This is a genomic window from Actinoplanes sp. G11-F43 (assembly GCF_050589265.1).
In the GTDB taxonomy this organism is placed as follows: Bacteria; Actinomycetota; Actinomycetes; order Mycobacteriales; family Micromonosporaceae; genus Actinoplanes.
Genome location: NZ_JBNZCE010000017.1, coordinates 71,412 through 94,652, shown reverse-complemented (window position 1 = coordinate 94,652; position 23,241 = coordinate 71,412). Strand labels below are relative to the sequence as shown.

The 23,241-nt window shown below is 72.1% G+C and carries 23 protein-coding genes; 16 read left to right on the top strand and 7 right to left on the bottom strand.

Annotated features, from left to right (window positions below):
- Positions 1-2 precede the first annotated feature (2 nt).
- Both ACQ0O7_RS19285 and ACQ0O7_RS19280 read right to left on the bottom strand, forming a co-directional pair.
- Positions 3-1,157, bottom strand: a complete 1,155-nt coding sequence (locus ACQ0O7_RS19285) for a glycosyltransferase (protein WP_430783512.1) — start codon at positions 1,155-1,157, stop codon at positions 3-5.
- A gap of 115 nt (positions 1,158-1,272) precedes the next feature.
- On the bottom strand, positions 1,273-2,274 hold the full coding sequence (locus ACQ0O7_RS19280; RefSeq protein ID WP_430783511.1) for a glycosyltransferase family 4 protein: 1,002 nt from the start codon (positions 2,272-2,274) through the stop codon (positions 1,273-1,275).
- A gap of 82 nt (positions 2,275-2,356) precedes the next feature.
- Between ACQ0O7_RS19280 and ACQ0O7_RS19275 the strand changes: the two genes are divergently transcribed.
- Complete coding sequence (locus tag ACQ0O7_RS19275) at positions 2,357-4,057, top strand: alpha-glucosidase (RefSeq protein ID WP_430783510.1); 1,701 nt, start codon at positions 2,357-2,359, stop codon at positions 4,055-4,057.
- On the opposite strand, the gene ACQ0O7_RS19270 is transcribed toward ACQ0O7_RS19275, so the two are convergent.
- Entirely contained in the window at positions 4,039-4,830 is a 792-nt protein-coding gene (locus ACQ0O7_RS19270) for an SDR family NAD(P)-dependent oxidoreductase (RefSeq protein ID WP_430783509.1), read from the bottom strand. The genes ACQ0O7_RS19275 and ACQ0O7_RS19270 overlap by 19 nt on opposite strands.
- Positions 4,831-4,865: 35 nt before the next feature.
- Between ACQ0O7_RS19270 and ACQ0O7_RS19265 the strand changes: the two genes are divergently transcribed.
- The 6 genes from ACQ0O7_RS19265 to ACQ0O7_RS19240 all read left to right on the top strand — a co-directional run bounded on the left by ACQ0O7_RS19265 (position 4,866) and on the right by ACQ0O7_RS19240 (position 10,409).
- Positions 4,866-5,357 carry a TspO/MBR family protein gene (locus ACQ0O7_RS19265; RefSeq protein ID WP_430783508.1) on the top strand — a complete coding sequence of 164 codons (492 nt, stop codon included), beginning with the start codon at positions 4,866-4,868 and terminating at the stop codon, positions 5,355-5,357.
- A gap of 112 nt (positions 5,358-5,469) precedes the next feature.
- A complete protein-coding gene (locus ACQ0O7_RS19260) occupies positions 5,470-7,674 on the top strand; it encodes an N-acetylmuramoyl-L-alanine amidase (RefSeq protein WP_430783507.1) in 2,205 nt (734 codons plus the stop codon).
- 98 nt (positions 7,675-7,772) lie between these two features.
- Positions 7,773-8,321 carry a hypothetical protein gene (locus tag ACQ0O7_RS19255; RefSeq protein WP_430783506.1) on the top strand — a complete coding sequence of 183 codons (549 nt, stop codon included), beginning with the start codon at positions 7,773-7,775 and terminating at the stop codon, positions 8,319-8,321.
- Positions 8,322-8,364: 43 nt separating this feature from the next.
- Positions 8,365-9,003: a bifunctional 4-hydroxy-2-oxoglutarate aldolase/2-dehydro-3-deoxy-phosphogluconate aldolase gene (locus tag ACQ0O7_RS19250; RefSeq protein ID WP_430783505.1), complete on the top strand. Its 639-nt coding sequence runs from the start codon at positions 8,365-8,367 to the stop codon at positions 9,001-9,003.
- Positions 9,000-9,923 carry a sugar kinase gene (locus ACQ0O7_RS19245; RefSeq protein ID WP_430783504.1) on the top strand — a complete coding sequence of 308 codons (924 nt, stop codon included), beginning with the start codon at positions 9,000-9,002 and terminating at the stop codon, positions 9,921-9,923. The genes ACQ0O7_RS19250 and ACQ0O7_RS19245 overlap by 4 nt, the downstream gene beginning before the upstream one ends.
- Before the next feature lie 75 nt (positions 9,924-9,998).
- On the top strand, positions 9,999-10,409 hold the full coding sequence (locus tag ACQ0O7_RS19240) for a PRC-barrel domain-containing protein (protein ID WP_430783503.1): 411 nt from the start codon (positions 9,999-10,001) through the stop codon (positions 10,407-10,409).
- Here the strand turns inward: ACQ0O7_RS19240 and ACQ0O7_RS19235 are convergent, their stop codons facing one another.
- Positions 10,410-11,153, bottom strand: a complete 744-nt coding sequence (locus ACQ0O7_RS19235; RefSeq protein WP_430784001.1) for a TioE family transcriptional regulator — start codon at positions 11,151-11,153, stop codon at positions 10,410-10,412. It abuts the gene before it with no gap.
- Positions 11,154-11,217: 64 nt separating this feature from the next.
- Here ACQ0O7_RS19235 and ACQ0O7_RS19230 point away from each other — a divergent pair, with 64 nt between their 5' ends.
- From ACQ0O7_RS19230 to ACQ0O7_RS19220, 3 genes are all read left to right on the top strand, one after another.
- The gene (locus ACQ0O7_RS19230) at positions 11,218-12,792 is read left to right on the top strand and encodes a DUF6194 family protein (protein ID WP_430783502.1); all 1,575 of its coding nucleotides are present in this window, start codon (positions 11,218-11,220) and stop codon (positions 12,790-12,792) included.
- A 68-nt stretch (positions 12,793-12,860) separates the two neighbouring features.
- On the top strand, positions 12,861-13,448 hold the full coding sequence (locus tag ACQ0O7_RS19225) for an isochorismatase family protein (protein ID WP_430783501.1): 588 nt from the start codon (positions 12,861-12,863) through the stop codon (positions 13,446-13,448).
- 7 nt (positions 13,449-13,455) lie between these two features.
- A complete protein-coding gene (locus ACQ0O7_RS19220) occupies positions 13,456-14,346 on the top strand; it encodes a GlxA family transcriptional regulator (protein ID WP_430783500.1) in 891 nt (296 codons plus the stop codon).
- Positions 14,347-14,811: 465 nt separating this feature from the next.
- Here the strand turns inward: ACQ0O7_RS19220 and ACQ0O7_RS19215 are convergent, their stop codons facing one another.
- Positions 14,812-15,354 carry a nucleotidyltransferase family protein gene (locus tag ACQ0O7_RS19215; protein WP_430783499.1) on the bottom strand — a complete coding sequence of 181 codons (543 nt, stop codon included), beginning with the start codon at positions 15,352-15,354 and terminating at the stop codon, positions 14,812-14,814.
- Positions 15,355-15,458: 104 nt separating this feature from the next.
- Entirely contained in the window at positions 15,459-16,874 is a 1,416-nt protein-coding gene (locus ACQ0O7_RS19210) for a hypothetical protein (RefSeq protein WP_430783498.1), read from the bottom strand.
- Positions 16,875-16,985: 111 nt separating this feature from the next.
- Between ACQ0O7_RS19210 and ACQ0O7_RS19205 the strand changes: the two genes are divergently transcribed.
- From ACQ0O7_RS19205 to ACQ0O7_RS19185, 5 genes are read left to right on the top strand one after another with little or no spacing between them, the layout of a single operon-like run.
- The gene (locus ACQ0O7_RS19205) at positions 16,986-17,903 is read left to right on the top strand and encodes a hypothetical protein (protein ID WP_430783497.1); all 918 of its coding nucleotides are present in this window, start codon (positions 16,986-16,988) and stop codon (positions 17,901-17,903) included.
- Positions 17,900-18,325, top strand: coding sequence for an ABA4-like family protein (locus ACQ0O7_RS19200; RefSeq protein ID WP_430783496.1), 426 nt, complete (start codon positions 17,900-17,902; stop codon positions 18,323-18,325). The genes ACQ0O7_RS19205 and ACQ0O7_RS19200 overlap by 4 nt, the downstream gene beginning before the upstream one ends.
- 5 nt (positions 18,326-18,330) lie before the next feature.
- Positions 18,331-19,470 carry a sensor histidine kinase gene (locus ACQ0O7_RS19195; RefSeq protein ID WP_430783495.1) on the top strand — a complete coding sequence of 380 codons (1,140 nt, stop codon included), beginning with the start codon at positions 18,331-18,333 and terminating at the stop codon, positions 19,468-19,470.
- The gene (locus ACQ0O7_RS19190) at positions 19,467-20,093 is read left to right on the top strand and encodes a response regulator transcription factor (RefSeq protein WP_430783494.1); all 627 of its coding nucleotides are present in this window, start codon (positions 19,467-19,469) and stop codon (positions 20,091-20,093) included. Before ACQ0O7_RS19195 ends, ACQ0O7_RS19190 begins: the two co-directional genes overlap by 4 nt.
- A 39-nt stretch (positions 20,094-20,132) precedes the next feature.
- Positions 20,133-21,770 (top strand): S8 family peptidase, encoded by a 1,638-nt coding sequence (locus ACQ0O7_RS19185; RefSeq protein ID WP_430783493.1) that lies wholly within the window; start codon positions 20,133-20,135, stop codon positions 21,768-21,770.
- Between the two features lies 1 nt (position 21,771).
- Here the strand turns inward: ACQ0O7_RS19185 and ACQ0O7_RS19180 are convergent, their stop codons facing one another.
- The gene (locus ACQ0O7_RS19180; protein WP_430783492.1) at positions 21,772-22,254 is read right to left on the bottom strand and encodes an NADPH-dependent FMN reductase; all 483 of its coding nucleotides are present in this window, start codon (positions 22,252-22,254) and stop codon (positions 21,772-21,774) included.
- A gap of 168 nt (positions 22,255-22,422) precedes the next feature.
- On the opposite strand from ACQ0O7_RS19180, the gene ACQ0O7_RS19175 reads away from it, so the two are divergent.
- A complete protein-coding gene (locus ACQ0O7_RS19175; protein ID WP_430783491.1) occupies positions 22,423-22,974 on the top strand; it encodes a winged helix-turn-helix domain-containing protein in 552 nt (183 codons plus the stop codon).
- Positions 22,975-23,241: the final 267 nt, after the last annotated feature.

The following is a 23,241-nucleotide window of genomic DNA, read 5'->3' as shown; positions in this document are numbered from 1 at the left end:
GCCTACGCGGGGATCGTCTCGGCCGCGAACGGCCGGCGGTCGGTGACCAGGCGCGCGGCGAGCGCCTGGTAGCGGGCGGCCACCGCGGGCCAGCGCAGGGTGGGCCCGCCGGCGAGGCCGGCCAGCCGCCCGGGGAGACCGGGTTCGGCGATCACGTGCCGGACGGCCATCGCCATGGCCTCCGGATCCTGATGGGGTACGAGCAGGCCCGGCCCGTCGGCGAGCAGTTCGACCGCGTGCGGGAACTCGGTGGCGACCACCGGCACCCCGGCGCCCACCGCTTCGATCAGCACCCCGGAGGTGACCTGTTCGGTGGAGTCGTAGGGCAGCACCACCGCGTCGGCGGACCGGATCAGCCGGGACAGTTCGGCGGGTTCCAGGTAGGCGTCCACCCACCGGACGCAGTCCTCGATGTCCAACTCGGCGGCGAGCGCCCGCAGGGACTCCCGGTAGACGTCGCCCTGATGGTCCAGGACCTTCGGGTGGGTACGCCCGGCGACGGTGTAGAGCGGCCGGGGCTGGAGATCGTCGAGGAAGGCCAGGGCTCGCAGCGCCCACTCGATGCCCTTGCCCGGCCCGAGCAGCCCCCAGGTCAGCAGGTGCGGCCGGGTGTGGTCCTCGCGCGGGGTGCCGCTGTGGCTGGCGGCCCCGTGCGGAATCACCGTGATCTTGCGCGGGTCGACGGCGTAGTGGCCGGTGAGGCGTTGCCGGGCGGTGTCGGTCATGGTCACCACGGCGTCGGCGGACGCGGCGATCTCCTCCAGGACGGACCGCTGCCGATCGTCCGGGTGGCTGAGCACGGTGTGCAGCACCACGATGGACGGCACCCGCAGGCCGCGCAGCACCGGCAGCACCTCGTCGCCGGCGTCGCCGGGATAGATGCCGTACTCGTGCTGGACGATCGCGATGTCGTAGCGGTTGAGGGCGGTGGTGGCGGCGACCCATCCGCCGGGCCGGTCGGTGTTCCAGGTGTGCACGACCCTCGGGGCGGCCCGGTCGAGCGCTATCCCGCCACTGGTGTCGTCGTCGCTGAGGAGACGGACCACCCCGGATGTCCCGGCGCTCGGGGACAGATGCGTCGCCAGCGCCGCATTGAATGTCGCCAAACCGCATTGGGTGGGGGGATAAGTGCTCAAAAACCCGTATGTCGCGGGCATGACTGGGCCTTTCTCCTCGGTGCGCGTGTGTGTGACGCAAAAGCAGCACAAAGGAGCCGGAAATCGGCCCGTTTTACGCGCAATTCACATTGCGACGTTAACAAGATCTAGGTATTCAACAGATGATTTTTCGGTAAATCGTCATGTAGTCGTCAACCATGCGTTCGGCGGAGAAGCGCTGCCGGGCCCGCGCCGAGCAGGCCGCCCGGTCGATCCCGGCGATCCCGCGCACCGCCGCGACGGCCTCGTCCACCGAGCCGACCAGACGCCCGGTCACCCCTTCGTCCACCACTTCGGGCATGGACCCTTTCCGGTACGCCACCACCGGCGTCCCGCAGGCCATCGACTCCACCACGGAAAGGCCGAAGGGTTCGGCGAACCGGATCGGATGCAACAGCGCGGCGCCCGAACCCAGGACGGTCCCCCGTTCCTCCGGCCCGACCGAGCCGAGATAGACGACCCGGTCGCCGTCGATCAGGGGTTCCACGCGTTCGGCGAAATAGTCGCGATCCTGCACGATTCCGCACATCACCAGTCGCCGGCCGGCCCGGCGCGCGATCTCGATGGCGATGTCCGTTCCCTTGTCCGGGTGGATCCGGCCGAACAGGATCAGGTCGTCACCGCCGTCGGCGTGGAACGGCAGCCCGGCCAGATCGACCCCGTGGTACACGGTGGCCAGGTAGTCCAGGTCGGGGGAGCGGTCGGCGTCCGAGATCGAGACGAAGTGCGACCGGGCCCGGCGGTACGCGGGCAGGATGTCGCGCCCGGAGAAGCCGTGCACGGTGGTCAGCATCGGTGCCCGGCAGTGTGCCGAGAAGGCCAGCGGCAGCCAGTCCAGATGATTGTGGACCAGATCGAACTCGCCGGACCGGGCCAGCGCGTGCGCGACGTGGATCGCCTCCCACACCCGGCCGTCGATCCCGTCGTCCTCCTCGTAGCCGGCCGGCACCACGCCGTCGAGTGTCGCCTTCGTCACCGAGTCGAGCGTCGCGAAGAGGGTGACGTCGACGCCGCGTTCGGCCAGTCCGCCGGCGATCAGGCCGGCGATCAGCTCCCATGGCCCGTAGTGCCGGGGAGGTGTGCGCCAGGCGATCGGCCCCAGAAGCGCGATCCTCATGACAAACCCGAATTATCGCCCATAACCACGTGGTCAGTATGCATCCCCGGTGGCCGCCCGGTTCTCGTGTTAGAGAAGACCAATGACGGATTCGTGGTGGAAACAGTCGGTCGTCTACCAGATCTACCCGCGCAGCTTCGCGGACGCCGACGGCGACGGCATGGGTGATCTGCGCGGTGTCATCAACCACCTCGACCATCTGGCCGAGCTGGGTGTCGACGTGCTCTGGCTGTCCCCGATCTACCCCTCGCCGCAGGACGACAACGGCTACGACATCAGCGACTACCAGGACATCGAGCCGCTCTTCGGCGACCTGGCGACCTTCGACGAGCTGCTCGCCGGAGCGCACCGGCGGGGCATGAAGATCGTCATGGACCTGGTGGTCAACCACAGCTCCGACGAGCACCAGTGGTTCCTGGAGAGCCGGAGCTCGAAGGACAACCCGAAACGGGACTGGTACTGGTGGCGGCCGGCCCGCGCCGGGATGGAACCCGGGGCCCCGGGCGCCGAGCCGACCAACTGGGGATCGGTCTTCGGCGGCTCGGCCTGGGAGTTCGACGAGAAGACCGGCGAGTACTACCTGCACCTGTTCTCCCGCAAGCAGCCCGACCTGAACTGGGAGAACCCGGAGGTCCGGCAGGCCGTCTACACGATGATGCGGTGGTGGCTGGACCGCGGCGTGGACGGCTTCCGGATGGACGTGATCAACATGATCTCCAAGGTGGTCGGCGCCGACGGCTCGCTGCCGGACGGCCGGCTGTCGGTCGGGTCCGCGTTCGCCGACGGGTCGGCCGGCTTCATCGGCGGCCCCCGCCTGCACGAATTCCTCCAGGAGATGCACCGCGAGGTCTTCGCCGGGCGGGACGGCCTGCTCACCGTCGGTGAGACCCCGGGCGTCACGGTCGAGGAGGCGATCCTGCACACCGACCCGGACCGGCACGAGATCGACATGGTGTTCCAATTCGACCACGTCTGGGTGGACCGCGGACCGGACCCGTGGCTGCTCGTCCCGCTCCAGCTCACCGCGCTCAAGGCGATCCTCGGCCGGTGGCAGGCCGGGCTCGCCGAGAAGGGCTGGAACAGCCTCTACTGGAACAACCACGACCAGCCCCGGGTGGTCTCCCGGTACGGCGACGACAGCCCGGAACACCGGGTGGCCTCGGCCAAGATGCTCGGCACCGTCCTGCACCTGCACCGCGGCACGCCCTACGTCTACCAGGGCGAGGAACTCGGCATGACCAACTACCCGTTCGGTGGGATCGAGGAGTTCCAGGACATCGAGGCCCTCGGCATGTACCGGCAGGCGGTCGAGCTGGAAGGACGTACCCCCGAAGAGGTCTTGACGGTGTTGCGGGCCCGGGGCCGGGACAACGCGCGCACCCCGATGCAGTGGGACGGCACGCCGCACGCCGGGTTCACCACCGGCACGCCCTGGCTGCCGGTCAACCCGAACTATCCGGAGATCAACGCCGAGGCGCAGCGCGGTGACCCGGACTCGGTCTTCCACTACTACCGGCAGCTGATCGCGCTGCGCAAGAGCGAGCCGGTGGTGGCCGACGGCGACTTCACCATGCTGCTGCCGCACGACGAGCGGCTGTACGCCTTCACCCGCCGCCTGGACCACACCGAACTGCTGGTGATCGGCAACTTCTCCGGCGAGACGGTGCGCGCCGACATCGACGGCTGGCAGGACGCCGAGCTGGTGCTGACCAACCTGGACCGCGCACCGGACGGCCTGACCCTCGGCCCCTGGCAGGCCGTCGTCTACCGCCGGACGGTCTGACCCATCATCCGGCCCAGCAGGGCCAGTGTGACCCGCCGCCCGGCCAGCCGCCCGGTCCCGATCGCGATCCGCAGGGACCGGCCGGTGATCAGGCTGGGCGGCGGGTTGCGCCGGTCCAGGGCCCGGATCGCCTCGTCGACCACCCGCTCCGGGCTGCTGCGCGGCATCCCGCCGTCCGCGTGCTCCCCGGCCACCTGGAAGAACTCGGTCTCGGTCGGTCCCGGCGACAGCGCCATCACCCGCAGCCCGGTGCCCCGCGACTCGGCGTACAGCGCTTCGGTGAGACTGAGCACGTAGGCCTTGGTGGCCGCGTACACCGCGAGCGTCGGACCCGGCTGGTAGGCGATGATGCTGGCGACATTGATCAAGACCCCCTTGCCGTACGCCCGGAGCGGCTCGATGAACGCCCGGCTGATCTCGGTCAGGCTGGTCACGTTGAGGGTGATCTCCTCGGTGATCCGCCGCGGGTCGGCCTCGTGGAACATCCCGTGCGTACCGAATCCGGCGTTGTTGATCAGGCTGGTCACGGTCAGGCCGCGCTCGGCCACCGCGGCGGCCAGTTTCGCCCCCGCGCCCGGCTCGGACAGGTCCATGCCGATCGTGGTGACCCGCACCGACGGCAGCTCGGCGGCCAGCGCCTCCAGCCGGTCGGTCCGCCGGGCCACCAGGATCAGATCGGAACCACGGGCGGCCAGCCGCCGGGCGAAGAGGGCGCCGAGGCCGGAGCTGGCGCCGGTGATCAGAGTCGTCTGACTGCGGTAGTCCACGGGCATGAGTGGCACCCTATGCGGCCGGGTAAGAAGCGACCATGACCAGTCATGTGGCGCACGGGAACGGATCGGTTCCGACCTGGCTCGGGCTCGCCGGGTTTTCAGCGGCGGCCGCGGGGGCCGCGTTGCTCGGCGGGCTCGGAGTGGCCGGGACACCCGCCGAGTACCAGAGCCTCGACCAGCCGTCCTGGGCGCCGCCGTCGTGGCTGTTCGGGCCGGTCTGGACGGTGCTCTACGTGATGATCGCGGTCAGCGGCTGGCTGGTCTGGCGGCGGACCGGCTGGTCACCCGCCCTCAACTGGTATGCCGCCCAGCTCGTCCTCAACGCGATCTGGACGCCGATCTTCTTCGGGTTCGGGCAATACGGGCTCGCTCTGCTCGACATCGTGGTTCTCTGGGTGCTGATCGGGGTGACGGCCTGGAAGTTCCGGCCGACCTCCCGGGCGGCCGCCGGGCTGCTGCTGCCGTACTGGGCGTGGGTCACCTTCGCGACCGCCCTGAACGCCGCGATCTGGCTGATGAACCAATGATCTGAACTTTTTTCACCGAACTCCCCACCCGCCCTGCCGGTATTCGGCAGGGTGTCTCTTGGCCGTCGGGCACCCGAAATGACCCGTTATGCCGGTGGCCGGGGGAGTACACATGCGCCGCAACCGGCTCACCGCACACCTGGCCGCCACCACCGGAGCCCTGGCCGTCGTCCTGAGCGGCAGTATGGCGGCGCCGCACCCGCCGGCCGCCGGGCCGGGAGCCGCGGCCGGGGGAGCCGCGGCGGCGGTCCGGCGGCCGGCTTCGGTCCTGCAGACTCTTCCGCTGATCGAGGCCCGCGCCTTCGTCCCGGTCGCGGCCCGGCCCGGCGGCCGGTCCGCGACCCGGGTCGCCGTGCTGCCACAACGGGCCACCGGGCCGTTCAGCCTGGTCGGCGTGACCTGGGCCGATCCGCGCACGACGCCGGCCGGCACGATGGAGATCAGAACCCGGAGCGCGGAGACGGGGGACTGGACCGCCTGGCAACCCCTGGAGACCGACAATCCGGACGCCTCGGCCGGGGCTGAGGGCCCGGCGGTCCGGGGTGCCAGTGATCCGCTGTGGGTCGGGCCGTCCGACGGTGTGCAGGCCCGGGTGGTCGCGGCGGGTGCTGCCGATCCCTTCCCGAAGGGCCTCCGCGTCGATCTGATCAACCCGGAGGGCGTGGACCACCGGGTAGACCATCAGGTGGGGAGCGGCAGCCTGGTCCTCGCCGGGAACTCGGCTCGTGAGGAGGAGAAGGCGGGCCGGGAGAAAAGGAAGCGCGAGGGCAGGAAGCGGGCGGGAAAGGGGCGGCGAGGCGAGCGGGCCGCGCCGGTCGTGCCGGCGCGGCCGGTGCCGCGGATGGTCACCCGGGCCGGCTGGCGGGCCGACGAGTCGATGGTGATCGAACCGCCGGAGTACACCGGGGCCGTCCACGTCGTCTTCGTGCACCACACCGCCAGCGGCAACGCCTACGACTGCGCCCAGTCGGCCGCCATCGTCCGCGGGATCGAGGCCTTCCACGTCCGCAGCAAGGGCTGGAACGACATCGGCTACAACTTCCTGGTCGACAAGTGCGGGCGGATCTTCGAGGGCCGGGCCGGCGGGGTGCACCGGTCCGTCCTGGGCGCGCACACCCTGGGATTCAACGAGAACGCCAGCGCCGTCGCGGTGATCGGCGACCACCGGTCGACAGCCGTCTCGACCGCGGCCCGGGCCGCCGTCGCGCAGCTCGCCGCGTACAAGCTGGGTGCCTGGGGCAATCCGCCGCTGGGCCGGGCCGGCCTGGTCTCCGGTGGCAGCGACCGCTATCCGAAGGGCCGCACCGCGGTGCTGAACCGGATCTCCGCGCACCGCGACACCGGCCGGACCGAATGCCCCGGCGACTCGCTGTACGCCCAGCTCCCGGCCATCCGGGCGATCGCCGGGGCGGCCCCGGCCCGGCTGCGCTACCGCGGGGTGAACGGGGCCCGGGAGTACGCCGGGAGGTACTACACCAGGAGCGCGGCCGGCCCGGCCTGGAACCTGGACACCCCGAGCCGGATGATGGACCGCTTCGAGGTGTACGTGGGTGGGCGCCTGGCCGCGGCCGCCCCGTCCGGGCACCGGCAGGCGGGTGTCCGGCTGACCCCGGGCACCCACCGGGTGACGGTGCGGGCGATCCACCTGTCCGGCCGGATCACCTCCACCTCGGCCACGGTGGTGGCCGACCCGGTGGCGCCGCGGTTCACCGGCACGCCGCTGGCGTCGCTGCGGGAGGGCGCGGTCGGCCGGTCCGCGCCGGTCCGGGTGAGCTGGTCGGTCTCCGACACGTCCGGGCTGAGCGCGGTCGAGGTGTCCGGATCCACCACCGGGACCCTGCCCGGTACGGCCGTCTCGCTGCCCGGCTCGGCGCGCCTCGGTGATCCGGCGACGTGGACGGTCACCGCCACCGACCGGGCCGGGAACCCGGCGGCGGACACCGTCACCCGTACCCCGGTGCTGTTGACCGAGGCCGAGGCGATCCGGGCCGGAACCTGGCGGACCGTCCGCGACCAGGGGCATCTCGGTGGTGAGGCGGTCGTCGCGGCGACCGCCGGGGCTTCGCTGAGCTGGACCTTCACCGGCACGTCGGCGGCCCTGGTGGCGGGCCGGACGGCCACCTCGGGCCGGGTGCGGATCTACGTCGACGAGGAGTTCCAGGGAGTGGTCGATCTGCGGTCGGCGTCGCCGCAGCACGCCCGCGCGGTGTGGACCCGGACCTGGCGCAGCGCCGGCGCCCACACCGTGCGGGTCCAGGCCGAGGGCACGTCCGGCCGGCCCTCGGTGGTCCTCGACGGCCTGGTCCACCTGCGCTGACCCGGCCTCCCGTCGCGCGCCGGCTCAGCCGCCGATGGTCAGCACCGCCTTCGGGTCAAGCCCCGACGGCTGCCCCGGGGCGGGCGGCTCGATACGGTATGCGGGTGTCTCAGATCCCGTGGTGGGGACTGCCCCTGGTGGCGGTCGTGTTCGCCCTCGCCGGTGCCGGGGTGGCGCACCTCGTCGCAGCCCGCAACAACGACCTGCTCCACCGGTCCCGCCGTGATCGGCAGTGGTACGAGGAGCGGAAAGAGGCCTACTGCCGGCTGCTCGCCGCTTTCGAGCACGCCACCCATCGGCTGCGGGTGACGTTCGACGCCGGGGAGAAGCCGCCGACCGCCCTCAACTACGTCGACCAGATCGGCCCGGCGCTGATGCCGGTGCGCCTGCTCGCGTCCGGCCCGGTCCGCAGCGCCGCCCTGGCCGTGCATCTGCAGCTGGAGCGCCTGCACGGCGAGATGAACCCGGCCGGGGTGGTCGGGGTGCAGCCGCAGACCCATTTCCGGGAGCTGCTGGCCCAGGTGCCGCTGGTGATGCAGCAGTTCGAGGCGGCGGTCCGGGACGAGCTGGGCATCGTCGACACCCCGCCGAAGTCGCTGCCGTCGCTGAACGGCCGGGTGAAGGCCCGCGACCCGGAACGGCAGTGATCGACCCTTTCTGCAAACGTTTGCATCGGGCAGGATCGAGGGCGTGACTGATCAACGTACGCCCCTCGATCCGGTTTCCGCAGCCATCACCGACAGCGGGATCGTCGCCATCCTGCGCGCGCCCACCGCCGACGGGTTCGCCGCCGTCGCCGACGTCCTGGTCGCCGCCGGGGTCACCGCGATGGAGGTCACCCTCACCTCGCACGGCGCCCTGGAAGCGATCTCCGGTCTGCGCCGCCAGCTGCCCGGCACGGTGCTGATCGGCGCCGGCACCGTGCTCACCGAGGACGACGCCAAAGCCGCCGTGGACGCCGGCGCGTCCTTCCTGGTCGCCCCGGTCAGCGGGCTCGGCCCGCAGCCGGTGCCGTTCTACCCGGGCACGTTCAGCCCGACCGAGGTCTACACCGCGCACCGGGCCGGCGCTCCGCTGATCAAACTGTTCCCGGCCGGTGGGCTGGGTCCGGCGTACCTCAAGGATCTCCGGGGTCCGCTGCCTGACGTCCGGATCATGCCGACCGGCGGGATCGGCCTGGAGGACATCTCCAAATGGCTGGTCGCCGGGGCGGTGGCGGTCGGTGTCGGCGGGCCGCTGATCGGGGACGCGGCCACCGGCGGCAGCCTCACCGCTCTGGCCGCGCGGGCCCGGCACGCCGTCGACGCCGTGACGTTCGCCCGCTCATGAGCCTGTTCACCCTCGGCGAGTCGATGGGGATCTTCGTCGCCGACGGCATCGGCCCGGTCGAGCACGCCCGCGGATTCACCCTCGGTGTGGCCGGTGCGGAGAGCAACGTCGCGATCGGGGTGGCCCGGCTGGGCGGGGCCGCGACGTGGGCGGGGCGTCTCGGCCGCGACGCGGCCGGCGGTCTGATCGCGGCCCGGTTGCGAGCTTCGGGGGTACGCGTCCACGTGGTCCCGGACACCGGTCACACCGGACTGATGATCCGTTACCGGCGATCGGCCCAGTTCATTCAGGCCGACTACCACCGGGCGGGCAGTGCCGGGTCCCGGCTGAGCCCCGCCGACCTGCCCCGGGACGCCATCCGCGCGGCCGGCATCGTGCACGTCACCGGCATCACCCCGGCGTTGAGCGACACCTGCCGGGCGGCCGTGTTCCACACCGTCGAGGAGGCCCGGTCGGCCGGTGTGCCGGTGTCGGTGGACGTCAACTACCGGAGCAAGCTGTGGTCCCGGGCGGAGGCGGCCCCGGTCCTGCGTGACCTGGTGAGCCGGGCCGACGTGGTGTTCGCCGGCCCGGACGAGGCGGCGATCTTCGTGGACTCGACGGATCCGGTGGACGGGCTGGCCCGGCTCGGCCCGGCCGAGGTGATCGTCAAGGACGGGGCCCGCGGCTGCGCGGCACTGATCGACGGGGTCCGGCACGAGGCGCCCGCGCTCACCGTCACCGCCGTCGACCCGGTCGGTGCCGGGGACGCGTTCGTGGCCGGCTATCTCGCCGATCGTCTGGCCGGTGTGGACGCGGCCGGGCGGCTGCGGACGGCGATCGCGGCCGGAGCGTTCGCGGTCACCGTCCCGGGTGACTGCGAGGGTCTGCCGAACCGCGCTGAGCTGGCCGCACTCTCCGGTGAGGACATCAACCGGTAGAAGTTTGGTTAGGCCGCGGAAAGACCGGGTACCTCAATGCCAACGGCACAAGTCAACAGAATTGAGGAGTCCGTTATGCAACCGACGCCGTTCACCCCGTGGGCATGGCGCGAACCGTCCGGTCTGAGCAACGATCCGGTGACCGCGGAGAGCGCCGAGGAATACGGTACGACCGGCGTGGATCTGGTCGGCTACAAGGTCGAGGCCACCGATGGTCACATCGGCTCGATCGACAAGGCCAGCCATGACGTCGGAGACTCGTTCCTGATCGTCGACACCGGACCGTGGATCTTCGGGCGGAAGGTGATCCTCCCGGCCGGCACGGTCCAGACGTTCGATCACGACGAGAAGAAGGTCTACGTGGACCGTACGAAGGAGCAGATCAAGGACTCTCCGGAGTACGACAAGGACACCTTCGAGACGTCCGAGTACCGTCAGCAGGTCGGCGACTACTACACCGGTAGTTACCGCGACTTCCCTCGCTGATCACAGACCCGTCGCCCCGCCCGTATCCCCCACGGGCGGGGCGACGCGTGTCTCCAGGTGTTCCGCCAGCCGGGCGGCGCCGGTGAGCATGGCCCGGCCGCGGGCGGTGATCCGGGCCCGCCACTGATCGATCGACGCGGCGAGCGGTCCGGGTCCGCCGGCCGCGCGGACCTGCTCGATCACCGTCGCGATGTGGTCCAGCCGGTAGCCGCCCCGGCGCAGCAGGTGGGCCAGTTCGGCGTCGCGGATGTCGTCGGGGGAGTAGACGCGGGCGGTGCGGTCGCGTGACGGTGCGAGGATTCCGGCGCGTTCCCATTTGCGCAGGGTGGCCGGGGTGACGTCGAGGCGGTGCGCGAGCGTGCCGACCGAAACCGATTTCTCCGAGATGCCGGATGTTTCCGCACGGGCCAGAGTGTCCACGGTCGACGCCACGCGTTCCACGGTCTCCCGGTCACGCTGGAGCCGCACGTGGGCGGTGCTGATCGTGTCGAGGGCGGCATCGAGGTCGTTCCGGAGGACAGCTCTCATGATCACTCCGGCGTCCGCGTACCCAAATCCAGCCAGAAGTCCGATATATGCGGACAAGGCGCTCTGGTGCTCGTCGGTGTAGACCCGATAGCCACTCCCGGTGCGGGCCGCCGGCGGGATCACCCCGGCCCGCTCGTAGTTGCGGACCGCCTGCGCGGACAGCCCGTGCGCCCGCGCCAGATCCACCGGCCGGTGAACCCCGTTTTGAGACTTCAGAGCACTCTCCCAGGCTTTTCCCGTAGAAAGCTTCACACGCTGGTTCAACGATACGGTTGAGGTCATGGCTTTCGACACCGAGCTGACGACACTGATCTCCGCGCGCCGGCCGCACCTGCTCGCGCTGGGCGAGCCCTACCACGGCGAGCCGGCGTTCGCCCGCCTCCGCAACCGGATCCTGGAGACCCTGACCGGCCACGGCTTCCGCTCGATCGTCATCGAGTCGGACCGGGCCGCCGCCCTCGACGTCGACGACTACGTGCGCGGCCGCCGCGACGACATCGACCTGACCAGCGCGATCAGCCACGAGTGGGGCACCCGCCCGCCGACCCGCGAGCTGATCGACTGGCTGCGTGCCCACAACACCGGCCGGCCCGCCGATGAACAGGTCGGCTTCCACGGCTTCGACGCGCCCACCGAGATCCAGGCCGCCCCCAGCCCGGCCCGCTACCTGCGCGCACTCCGCGACTACCTGGGTGCCGAGGTGCCCGAGCTGGACCGGCTGGCCGGCCCCGACGAGGCCTGGACCGCGCCCGAGATCATGTACGACGCGTCGCGATCTCCCGGCCGGTCGCCGGAGGCCACCGCGCTGCGCGGTTTGGCCGAAGACCTCCGGACCCGGCTGTACGCCGAGGCGCCCCGCCTGATCGCCGCCACCTCCACCCGCGACTGGGAGCGCGCCGAAGTGCTCGCCGCCACCGCGATCGGGCTGCTCACCTACCACGCGGCGATGGCCGAGCCGGGCACCCAGTCGGAACGGGTCGGCCGCCTGCTCAGCACCCGCGACACGATCATGGCCCGCAACCTGCTCGACATCCTCGCCACCGAACGCGACCGCGGCCCGGTCCTGGTCTGGGCGCACAACGCCCACCTCCAGCGCCCGCCCAGCAGCTGGGAGACACACTGGGAGGGGATGGACATGGCGGCCGAGTGGTCCGGTGCCGGTTCGATCGTGTCCGCGCTGCTCGGCGAACGCTACGTGTTCATCGCCGGCAGTCTGGGCGCGAGCGGCCCGGCCGGTCTCGGCGCACCCGAGCCCGGCACGTACGAGGAACGGCTCGGCCCGTCCACCGGCCTCTTCCCGCCACCGCCCGCCGACGGCCTGCACGACCGGGAGACCGACCTGCTCGGGCACTTCCCGCTCACCGGCGCCATGGCCGGCACCTCCGACGCCATCCTGCACATCGGGCACCGGCCGGGCGCCGCCGACGCGGCACGGATCGCCGGGCTGCCCGGCGTCACCGAGACCTGGATCGAGGAGGGGGCCGACATGCCCCCGTACACCTGGGGTGATCGGTTCTTCTTCGCCGGAGAGGACCGGATGCGGCCGTTCGCCACCATCGTGCTGCACGACGTGCCCGATTTCGACGAGCGGTCCCGGCTCTCCGGCCCCGGACGCTACCGGGTCAACGTCGAGGTGGGCAGGGACAGGTTCAAGACCCTCTTCGGGTACGGGCCGGAAGAGTTCAGCATTCACCAGGAGAAGATCGACTTCGCCGCGACGGACACGCTCATGCCGCACCCGGCCTACGCGGTCCAGGGCTGGGCCGGCGTGGTGAACCCCGGCCCGGCCACCGCTGACCTCCTCGACCAGCTTCTGGAGTACGCCCGGGCCCGGTCCCGTGCCCGGCAGCGCTGACCGGATCGTTCCGGTGCCCGGCCCGAAGATGCCTTCCGGCCGGGCACCGGACCGCGTTGGATTCAGATATGACCGACAACGCGCTAGTAGTGATCGACGTCCAGGAGTCGTTCCGGGCCCGGCCGCTCTGGGCCACCACCAGCAACCCCGACGTGATCAAGAACGTGGGCCGGCTCGTCGACGCCGCCCGCGCCGCCGGCGACCGGGTGATCTGGGTGGTGCACGCCGAACCCGGCACCGGCAACACCTTCGACCCGGTCCACGGGCACGTCCGGGTGGTCGGCGAACTGACCCCCGCCGAGGACGAGCCGCTGCTGGTGAAGACCGTGCACAACGCGTTCACCACCACCAACCTGCAACACCTGCTCACCGTCGCCGGGATCCGGTCGATCACGGTGGCCGGGCTGCGCACCGAACAGTGCGTGGAGACCACCGCCCGGTTCGCCTCCGACCTCGGCTACCGGGTGACGTTCGCGATCGACGCCACCGCCACCAACCCGATCCCGCACCCGGACGCCCCCGCCGACCAGACCGTGGACGAACTGCTGGCCGATCCCCGTACGCTGTCCGCCGAGGACGTGGTGGCCCGCACCGTGTACGCGCTGTCCGGCCGCTTCGCCACCGTCCGAACCGTCTCGGAGATTCTCGGGGAGTGACCGGATCGTGAGCCGGGTGCTGTTCGTGCTGACCCCGCAGGTGCACCTGCTCGACCTGGCCGGCCCGGCCCAGGTGTTCTCCACCGCACCCGGATACGAGCTGCTCTACTACGCCGAGGCGTCCCCGGTGCCGACCTGGCAGGGAGTGCCGCTGGTCGCCGCGGTGGCGTGGCCCGACCTGGACCCCGGCGACCTGGTGCTGGTGCCCGGGTGGCGGACCGGCTACGGCTACTTCACGCCGGCCACCCTGGACCGGCTGGCCGCCCACCACGCCGCCGGCGGCACCGTCGCCAGCGTCTGCGCCGGAGCCGACGCGCTCGGCCGGGCCGGGCTGCTCGACGGCCGCCGCTGCACCACCCACCACGGGCTCCAGGACCGGCTGGCGCGCAGCCATCCCGCGGCGACGGTGGTCCGCGACGTGCTCTACGTCAGCGACGACCGGGTGGTCACCTCGGCCGGCATCGCCAGCGGCATCGACCTGGCCCTGCACCTGGTGGCCCAGCGGCACGGCCCGGCCGCCGCGGCCCGGGTGGCCCGCGAGATGGTGGTGTACGCCCGCCGCAACGGCGACGACCAGCAGCACAGCGCCATGCTGCGCCACCGGGCCCACCTGAACGACGTGGTGCACCGCGTCCAGGACCGGATCGACGCCGCCTTCACCACACCGCTGCCGCTGCCCGGCCTGGCGGCCGCCGCCGGCGTCAGCGAGCGCACCCTGACCCGCCTCTTCACCGTCGCCACCGGCCGGACCCCACTGCGCTACCAGCAGCTACTGCGCCTGGAACGGGCCGAACACCTGATCAGCCACGGCGCCACCACCGAGTCCGCGGCCCGGGCGGTCGGCTTCACCGACGCCCGCATGCTCCGCCGCCTCCGCTCCCGCACCCCCACAGTCTGACCGGTTCCGGTCACACCATCGATCGTGAGGCCCGCAACGACGGACTCCGGGACCCGGCCACGTCGAGCGTTGCGGACCCGATGGTGCCCGACCGCACCGCTGTGCGGCACGCGGCCCGGCTCGGGTTGTTGTGTGCCGCGGTGTGGTGCGGTGCGCACCGTTGTGCGGCACGCGGGGTGGCGTCTTGGGCCGCGTTCGCCCGGCGGCGGGGTGACGGTCTGGAGGGGCGCCTGCCCGGCAGGTTAGGCACGGGACTCTTCGTAGGCGTACCGGAAAAAGGGTTTGAAGTGGGACGGCCGGACCCGTCTGGCACCGGGTCCGGCCGTCTCTCGAAGGGCTTGCGCCTCGGCCGGGGGAAAGCGTCTTGGGGGGAACGCTTCGGCCGGGCGGCAAACCGGGGTCCTCTGACTGGAGAGTGGACCCCGGGTCCCGAAAGGTTGCTCTTGATTTTGGGTTGAGTGCCGGCTACGGAGTGTCGATGTCGGTGTCGTCGGCCACGTCGTCCACCGGGACCACCTCGACCCGGTTGGCGCGCAGGTAGTCGCGCGCCCCGCGATCCCCGGTGGCGGTCGCCGCGACGCCTGCCCAATGGGTGCGGCCGAGCAGTACCGGATGCCCGCGCCGGTCGCCGTAACCGCCCATCACCAGGGCGTCCGGCGTGGACCGGGCCATGATCCGGCGGACCGCCTCGGCGGTGACCCCGGGCATGTCGACGAGCAGGACCACGGCCGCCGTCGCGTCCGTCCCGGACAGATGACGCAGGCCGGCGCGCAGTGACGACCCCATCCCGGACTCCCAGTCGGGGTTGAGCACCGATTCCACCGTGGCGGGAAGCGCGGCGCGCACCTCGGCGGCCGACGCGCCGACCACCACCACGATCCGGTCGCAGCCGGCCAGGGTGTCGCAGGCGCGCTGGACCCACCGCCGCCCCCGGTCGGCCACCAGCGCTTTCGGCATGCCGTAGCGGCGGCCCGCCCCGGCCGCCAGCACCAGGCCCGCGGTCTTCATCGGGGCAGGGCCGCCCGCGGTCTTCATCGGGGCAGGGCCGCCCGCGGTGTTCATCGGGGCAGCGCCGCCGGCGGTGTTCATCGGGGCAGGGCCGCCGGCGGTGTTCATCGGGGCAGCACCAGACCGCGGACCGCGGCCAGCGGCAGAGCCGTCCGCGGGTGGTAGGCGGTCCGCCACAGGCCACCGTGCGCGGCGGCGTACGCCTCGTCCCGCCACGCCGCCGGAGCAGCCGACCGGGGTTTGCGGATCTGGTGCACCAGCAGCAGCGCCATCAGCCGGCTCGCGGTCTCCGGTTCGAAGATCTCCACGTCGAACAGGTGCGCGCCGGCGTACGCGGCGGCCAGCATCCGGTTGCTCACCACCGACCGGGTGTTCGTCGGCGGCGCCACCGCGAACCCGACGGTCCCGTCCCGGCGGGCGACCGTGGCCCGCCACCGGTGGATGCGCTTGGCCAGCGCGTAGTTCGGGCCCTGCTGCGGCACCAGGCTGTCGTTGACACCCGGCTCCACCTGGTCCGGGTAGTTGGGCCGCAGCATCCGCCGGCCGGTCAGCACACTCCCGGCTCTGGCCCGCACCGAGCGCGCGGCGTAGCGGGAACGGGAGTGGGTGACGGCGGCCGCCGGGACCGCGTACACGTCGGTGGGGGTGGCGAGGAACGCCAGCGCGGTGTCCGGCCGGTGTTGCCGCAGGTGGGTGCCGAGTTCGTCGACGGCGGCGGCCAGCAGCGGGTAGGCGCCGCCGGGGGCGTACACGTAGTTGCCGAGGATCAGCCGCCCGTCGAAACCGAGCAGCCACCGGGCGACCGCGCCGAGATCGGAGAGCAGGTCGATGCCGGGCACGTCGCCGCCGACCGGGGCGCGCAGCCGCCCGGCGCCGGCTTCGGCGAGCTTCGCCACCCGCTCCCACACCGGCCGGCGCGGCAGGTCCAGGGCCAGCACCGTGCCGCCCCAGCCGAGCACCGAGGCGACCGGGCCCATCTCGGTGCCCGCCCCGGCCGCCACCAGCACCTGGTCGCTGAGGTCCAGCCAGTCCGGGGAGCCGGCCACCTCGCGGACCGCCTCGGCGCAGGACTCCTCGATCACCCCGGCGGTCACCCAGGCGTCGAGCCGCCGGTGCAGGGCGTCGCCGCGGAGCAGTTCGCCCCGGTACGGCAGCACCACCTCGGTCTCCGGCCGTCCGGTGCCGGTCACCTCGACCGTCTCTAGCTCCCGCTCCGGGGGCGTGGTCAGCGCCTCGGCCAGGGAGACGTCGCCGTACCGGACCCGGGCCCGGACCGCTGCGAGCCCGGCTTCGGCGATCTCGTAGGCGGCCGCCCCGTCGGCGGTCAGGCCCACCTCGACCAGGGCTTTGAAGTGCCGGAGGTAGCCGCGGCGCCAGTCGGTCTCGCGCTCGGCGGCGGCCGCGGCGGCCGGGTCGGCGGGCCGGAGCGCCTCGGCGACCACGGCACGCCCGAAAGCGGTGCTGGAACGCCGTCCGGACTCGTCGGCGGGGAAATCGATGCGGGGGGCGGTGTGATCCACATCGCTAGTATCACCGTCTCCTACCCAGGGAGGAGAAGCCCTCCTCCGCCCGGCCGCCGGTGCGGCCCCCGGTCGGGCGATCCGGTGCCGCGAAGACGCGACGGTGATGGCATGACCGCCACCGTCACCACCACCCCGCCGCTACCCGCCGTACGCGCCGGCGCCCGCTGGAGCGGACCGCTGCTCTGGCTGACCGGCGCCGCCGCCGTCCTGACCGTGATCTCCCTGGCCGGGATCCTGCTGGACGACCGGATCCTGACCGGGGTCCCGATCTGGCTCAAGCCGTTCAAGTTCGCCGTCTCGTTCGTCTTCTACGGCTGGACCCTCGCCTGGATCCTGGCCGTCCTGCCCCGCCGCAGCCGCCTCGCCGAACGGGCCGGCATCGTCATCGTCGGCGTCTCGGTGATCGAACTGGCCGTCATCGTCGGCCAGGTGCTGCGCGGCCAGGCCAGCCACTACAACATGTCCACCCCGCTGAACGCGATGCTCTGGTCGGTGATGGGCACCTCGATCATGGTGCTGTTCTTCGCCCAGGTGGTGATCGGGGTGACGGCGCTGCGGCAGCGGATCCCGGACCGGCCGGCCGCCTTCGCGATCCGGCTCGGGCTCGGCGTCTCGCTGCTCGGCATGATGCTGGCCTTCCTGATGACCTCGCAGCAGACCGCGGACGGGCTGATCGGGGCGCACTCGGTGGGGGTGCCGGACGGTGGGCCGGGCATGCCGGTCACCGGCTGGAGCACCACCGGCGGCGATCTGCGGATCAGCCACTTCGTCGGGCTGCACGCACTGCAGGCGCTGCCGCTGCTGGCGTACGCGCTGGGCCGGTGGACCCGATGGGCGGAACCGGTGCGGGCCCGGCTTGTGCTGGTCGGCGGGATCGCGTACGCCGGTCTGGTGCTGTTGCTGACCTGGCAGGCGCTCCGCGCGCAGCCACTGACCTCGCCGGACGGGATCACCCTGGGCGCGTTCGCCGCCCTGGCCGCCCTGACCGCCGGCGCCGCCGTGGCCGTGACGCGGGGGCGGTCGTGACCGGAATCCTCTTCGAGTCGACGTTCCTGCCGGCCGCCCCGTTCTGGGCGCTGATGATCCTGCTGCCGAGGTGGTCGTGGACGCACCGGATCGTGTCCAGCCCGCTGATCGCGCTGCCGGTGGTGGCGATCTACGGGATCCTGGTGGCCGGTTCGTTCGGGGACGTGTGGCCGGTGGTGACCAGCCCGACCCTGGACGGGGTGCAGGCGCTGCTCGGTACCCCGGAGGGTGCGGCGGCCGGCTGGGCCCACATGATCGCCTTCGACCTGTTCGCCGGCCGCTGGTCCTACCTGGACAGCCGGGAGCGCGGGGTGCCGGCTCTGCTGATGGCCCCGGTGCTGCTGCTGACGATCCTGCTCGGGCCGCTCGGGCTCGCCGCCTACCTGGTGGTACGCCCGTGGTGGCGCAAGCCCTTAGGGTGATCGGCATGGCCCGGCTCTTCAACGCGCGGGAGACGCTGCCGCGGATGCTGCTGCTGATCACCAGCGGTCTGGGATACCTGCTGGTGATCAGTGGCACCCCGACGCCGCCGACCGGGCCGCAGTGGGCGTTCGCGGTGCTCGCGTTCGGTTCCGGACTGTTGTTGCACAGCCGTCAGCCGGTCAATCTGGTGGTGCAGACGGCGCTGTTCGCGGTCTCGCTGACAGTGCTCGACGACCCGACGATCAGCCAGGTGGGCACCGGGTGGGCGCTCGGCGAGCTGGCCTTCTGGGCGCCCCGGTGGGCCTGGGTCGGCGCGGGCACCGCCCTGGTGTCGGTGGTCTATCTGACCCTGGGCCTGCCGCTGGCGGACAGCGTCCCCGAGGGGCTGGCCGGGCTGCTGATCAATCTGTCCGTGCCGATCCTGCTCGGCACGGTCGGCCGGACCACCGCCGAGCTGGGGGTGCAGGCGGCCCGCCGGATCGAGTCCGAGCAGCGCGCCGCCCGCGCAGACGAGCGCAGCGCGATCGCCCGTGAGCTGCACGACGTGGTCGCCCATCACATCGCCTCGATGGTGCTGCGGGTCGGTGTCGGCCGGCACGTGCTGCCCGATCTCGACCCGCGGGTGGCGGAGATCTTCGACGACGTGCACCGGACCGGGTCGGACGCGCTGGCCGACCTGCGGCGGCTGGTCGCGGTCCTGCGCGACCCCGATGAGGTACGCCGGGACGCCTCGCTGACCGCGATCGAGCCGTCCGCGCTGCCCGCCGCCCTGGCCGGCGCGGTGGAGAAGGCGCGGCTGGCCGGGGTGAACGTGGAGGCCGAGATCGATCCGGCGGTCGGCGGCCTGGACGCGGTCCGCGGCCTGGCCGTGCTCCGGCTCACCCAGGAGGCGCTCACCAACGTGGCGAAACACGCCGGCCCGGCGGCGACCGCCCGGCTGCGGGTCGCGCTGTCCGGGTCCGACGTGGACTGGGTGGTGGCCGACGACGGTGGGCTGCCGGGGGAGCGGGAGGTACCGTCCGGCGGTGGGCACGGCCTGACCGGGATGCGGGAGCGGGTCGAGGTGCTGGGCGGGACCCTGGACGCGGGGCCGTCCGGGAAGGGGTGGCGGGTGGCGACGACGCTTCCGGGGGAGGCCGCGTGATCCGGGTGCTGCTGGTCGACGACCAGCAACTGATCCGGGCCGGGCTGCGGATGCTGTGCGATGCCCAGCCGGACATCGAGGTGGTCGGCGAGGCGGGTGACGGGCGGACCGGGGTGGAGATGGCGGCCCGGCTCGTACCGGACGTGGTGGTGATGGATCTGCGCATGCCCGGCGTCGACGGGATCACCGCGACCAGCCGCATCGTCGGGTCCCGGCCGGCCGCCCGGGTGCTGGTGCTGACCACCTTCGGCGACGACGACCACCTCTATCCGGCGTTGCAGGCCGGGGCGTGCGGCTTCCTGCTCAAGGACGCGCCGCCGGAGGAGCTGGTGCAGGGGGTGCGGCAGGCGGCCGCCGGGGAGAGCCCGTTCAGCCAGGACGTGCTGCGCCGGCTGGTACGGCGCGCGGTGGACGCCCGCCCGGAGCCCCGCCCGCCGGCGGCCGGCCTGACCGCCCGCGAGCACCAGGTGCTCGGCCTGGTCGGGGAGGGCCTGAGCAACGCGGAGATCGCCGAGCGGATGCACATCGGGGTGACCACGGTGAAGACGCACATCACCGCCCTGATGACCAAGACCGGCAGCCCGAACCGGGTCCGCCTGGCCCTGCTCGCCCATCAGGTGTGAATCCTCAACCGGGGCGGCCGGCGGCCGATCACGGCGGTCATGCGAAAGACGACCCTGGGCGCCGCCCTCACCGCGGCGCTGGCCGCCACCGCTCTCGTCGCGCCGTCACCGGCGCAGGCCGCCGCACCGCAGGGCCGCTACATCGTGACGATGAAGCACCGGGTGTCCGGTTTCGCGGCGCGCGGGGTCGAGGCCGGTGACCTGGTCCGGTCGTTCAGTGGTCTGCCCGGGTTCGTCTCCGAGATGACCGCCGCCGAGGCCCGCCGGGTCGCCGCCGACCCGAACGTGCGCTTCGTCGAGCCGGACCGGGTCGTCAAGCTGGCCGGCACCCAGCGCAACCCGGTGTGGGGGCTGGACCGGATCGACCAGCGGGCGGTGAAGCCGTCGAAGAGCTTCCGGCCGTCCGCCGACGGCGACACCGTGCACGCCTACGTGATCGACACCGGTATCCGGATCGGTCACAGCCAGTTCGGTGGGCGGGCGTCGTACGGCTACGACTTCGTCGGTGACGACCCGGTCGCCGACGACTGCAACGGGCACGGCACCCACGTGGCCGGCACCATCGGCGGCTCCACCTACGGGGTGGCGAAGAAGGTGAAGCTGGTCGCTGTCCGGGTGCTGAACTGTGCGGGCGAGGGCTATCTCTCCGACATCATCGACGGCGTCGACTGGGTGACCGCGAACGCGGCCCGCCCGGCGGTGGCCAACATGAGCCTGGGCGGCGGCAACAGCCCGTCACTGGACTACGCGGTGCAGGACTCGATCGCCTCCGGTGTCACCTACGTGGTGGCGGCCGGCAACGAGAACATGAGCGCGTCCCTGAGCAGCCCGGCCGACGTGCCGCAGGCGGTCACCGTGGCGGCCGTTGACAGCCGGGACCGGCGGGCGCCGTTCTCCAACCACGGCCCGGGTGTCGACCTGTTCGCGCCGGGTGTCGACATCCGCTCGGCCACCGCGTCGAGCAACACCTCGACCGCGAAGTACAGCGGCACCTCGATGGCTGCCCCGCACGTGGCCGGCGCCGCCGCGCTGGTCCTGGACGCCAACCCGGGCTGGAGCCCGGCCCGGGTGCAGGCCCGGCTGATCGGGGACGCCACCAAGGGCAAGGTCACCGACCGTAAGGGCAGCCCGAACCGGCTGCTGTTCGTCCCGGCGCCGCCCAAGGCCCCGGTGATCGCTACCGGACAGACCGGCACCGGGAGTGTCGGTGTCGGCTACTCCGCCCGGCTGGCCCTGAAGACCGCCCGCCGCGGTTCGTGGAAGCTCGCCGCCGGCTCGCTCCCACCGGGTCTGTCGCTGTCGTCGTCCGGGGTCCTCTCCGGTACGCCCACCAAGGCCGGCCGCTACACCGTGTCGGTCCGGTTCACCGACTACGTGCCGCAGGCCGTGACCAGGAGGATCGTGATCCCGGTGGTGGCCTCCACCCCGGTGATCACCACGGTGTCGCTGCCCGGTGTCACGGCCGGTGACGACTACGAGCAGTGGCTGACGGTGGCCGGTGGCCGCGAGGGCGTCTGGACGCTGGAGTCCGGGGCGCTGCCGGACGGGCTGAACCTGGCCGGCTCGGGGGTGCTCACCGGCACCGCGACGGCCGCCGGCGAGTTCACCTTCACGGTCCGCTTCACCGACGCCGGCAAGCAGACGGCCACCCGTTCCTACACGGTCACCGTCAGCTGAGTCACCAGTCCATGGCCGCGGCGTACTTCTGTGCGACCGCTGTCGACTCGGCCAGGTCCGCCTCCAGCACGGGCAGGCCTGGCCGGGCCACTATCGCGCCCAGCTCGACCAGTAGCTGGCGCAGCAGCGCCTCGGCGGCGGTGGCCTGCGGCGCGATCCCGGCGGTCACCACCGGCACGGCCAGTTTGCCGGCCAGTGCCTGGGCCGGCAGCTGGTCGAGCAGCACCTTGAGCACTCCGGTGTAGCTGCCCTTGTACGTGGGGGTGGCCACCACCAGCAGGTTCGCCTCGCGGATGATGCTCACCGCGGCCCCGGTCGCCTCGTCGCCGGGGATCAGCAGTCCCGGGCCGAGGGATCCGGCCTCGATCACGTGCGGTTGCGGCGAGCCGAGCTGTTCGGCGATCGCCTCGCCGACCGCCACGGCCAGCGCGGACGTCCGGGATCCGGCACGCGGGTTGCCGGACACCACCACGAGTCCCGTCATTACGGCGCTCCAAATATCCTATTTAGCCGATAGGTAATTGTGGTCGGCGGGGATATGATGCCCGCCACTGCGATGTGATATGCCTATCTAACAGATAGGAAATGTATCCTTGCGATGCCCCGGCCGCAACCGGCCGGAGCGCCCCCTCAGGGATCCGAAGGAGTAGCCATGACCGCTCTCGCCGTCGCGCATCCGCATGCCACGTACCCCCGCCCGGTCCTGCTGAGGCCGGTGCCCGAGTCGCCGCCGGAGCAGCAGTTGGACGACGATCAGGCCCCCGTCACCGTGACGATCAGCATCGCCGGGGGTGTCAGTGGCCGGGAGCGGGTGCTGGCCGCCCTCCGTGAGCTGGTCGACGCCGCCGGTTCGGCCACCGCGGTGGAGCTCGGCGGGGCGGAGGTGGTGGCCCGGCCGGAGGCCGCCACCGAGATCCGGCTCGACCCGCGGGCGCGCACCGCGTTCCGGGGCGGCCGGCTGCTGGAGCTCAGCCGTCTGGAGTACGACCTGCTCCTGTTCCTGGCCCGGCACCCGCGCCAGGTGTTCAGCCGGGCGCAGCTGCTCACCCACGTCTGGGGGCACCGGCACACCACCAACCGGACGGTCGACGTGCACGTCAGCCGGCTGCGCACCAAGCTGGACGATCCCGAGCTGATCACCACGGTCTACGGGCTGGGCTACCGGCTCGCGGACGAGGCCCCGATCGCCGTCGTCGAGCGTTAGGTGAGGCCCTCAGGTGTGTCGATGTAGTGGCGCGAAACCGGTCGGCGACCCGGATGTTGCCGACCGGTTACGCTTCTCGGGTCTTTCATCCCGAACTGGTCATAGGCCCACGATATGCCCCAGCCGTTTCTGCTGGTCATAATTATGTTGATCTATGTTTGGTGATCGTTCACGCACCTTGCGTGGACATTGAACAATTTAAATACTGCGAGCACGAGGTACGCCGGATCGGTGTACCCCACCCGTTCCCCCTGGGAGGAAACGTGC

Coding starts and splice junctions, on each gene's coding strand:
- ACQ0O7_RS19285 (WP_430783512.1), bottom strand. CDS start 1,157: ATGCCCGCGACATACGGGTTTTTGAGCACTTATCCCCCCACCCAATGC.
- ACQ0O7_RS19280 (WP_430783511.1), bottom strand. CDS start 2,274: ATGAGGATCGCGCTTCTGGGGCCGATCGCCTGGCGCACACCTCCCCGG.
- ACQ0O7_RS19275 (WP_430783510.1), top strand. CDS start 2,357: ATGACGGATTCGTGGTGGAAACAGTCGGTCGTCTACCAGATCTACCCG.
- ACQ0O7_RS19270 (WP_430783509.1), bottom strand. CDS start 4,830: ATGCCCGTGGACTACCGCAGTCAGACGACTCTGATCACCGGCGCCAGC.
- ACQ0O7_RS19265 (WP_430783508.1), top strand. CDS start 4,866: ATGACCAGTCATGTGGCGCACGGGAACGGATCGGTTCCGACCTGGCTC.
- ACQ0O7_RS19260 (WP_430783507.1), top strand. CDS start 5,470: ATGCGCCGCAACCGGCTCACCGCACACCTGGCCGCCACCACCGGAGCC.
- ACQ0O7_RS19255 (WP_430783506.1), top strand. CDS start 7,773: ATGCGGGTGTCTCAGATCCCGTGGTGGGGACTGCCCCTGGTGGCGGTC.
- ACQ0O7_RS19245 (WP_430783504.1), top strand. CDS start 9,000: ATGAGCCTGTTCACCCTCGGCGAGTCGATGGGGATCTTCGTCGCCGAC.
- ACQ0O7_RS19240 (WP_430783503.1), top strand. CDS start 9,999: ATGCAACCGACGCCGTTCACCCCGTGGGCATGGCGCGAACCGTCCGGT.
- ACQ0O7_RS19230 (WP_430783502.1), top strand. CDS start 11,218: ATGGCTTTCGACACCGAGCTGACGACACTGATCTCCGCGCGCCGGCCG.
- ACQ0O7_RS19225 (WP_430783501.1), top strand. CDS start 12,861: ATGACCGACAACGCGCTAGTAGTGATCGACGTCCAGGAGTCGTTCCGG.
- ACQ0O7_RS19215 (WP_430783499.1), bottom strand. CDS start 15,354: ATGAAGACCGCGGGCCTGGTGCTGGCGGCCGGGGCGGGCCGCCGCTAC.
- ACQ0O7_RS19205 (WP_430783497.1), top strand. CDS start 16,986: ATGACCGCCACCGTCACCACCACCCCGCCGCTACCCGCCGTACGCGCC.
- ACQ0O7_RS19195 (WP_430783495.1), top strand. CDS start 18,331: ATGGCCCGGCTCTTCAACGCGCGGGAGACGCTGCCGCGGATGCTGCTG.
- ACQ0O7_RS19185 (WP_430783493.1), top strand. CDS start 20,133: ATGCGAAAGACGACCCTGGGCGCCGCCCTCACCGCGGCGCTGGCCGCC.
- ACQ0O7_RS19180 (WP_430783492.1), bottom strand. CDS start 22,254: ATGACGGGACTCGTGGTGGTGTCCGGCAACCCGCGTGCCGGATCCCGG.
- ACQ0O7_RS19175 (WP_430783491.1), top strand. CDS start 22,423: ATGACCGCTCTCGCCGTCGCGCATCCGCATGCCACGTACCCCCGCCCG.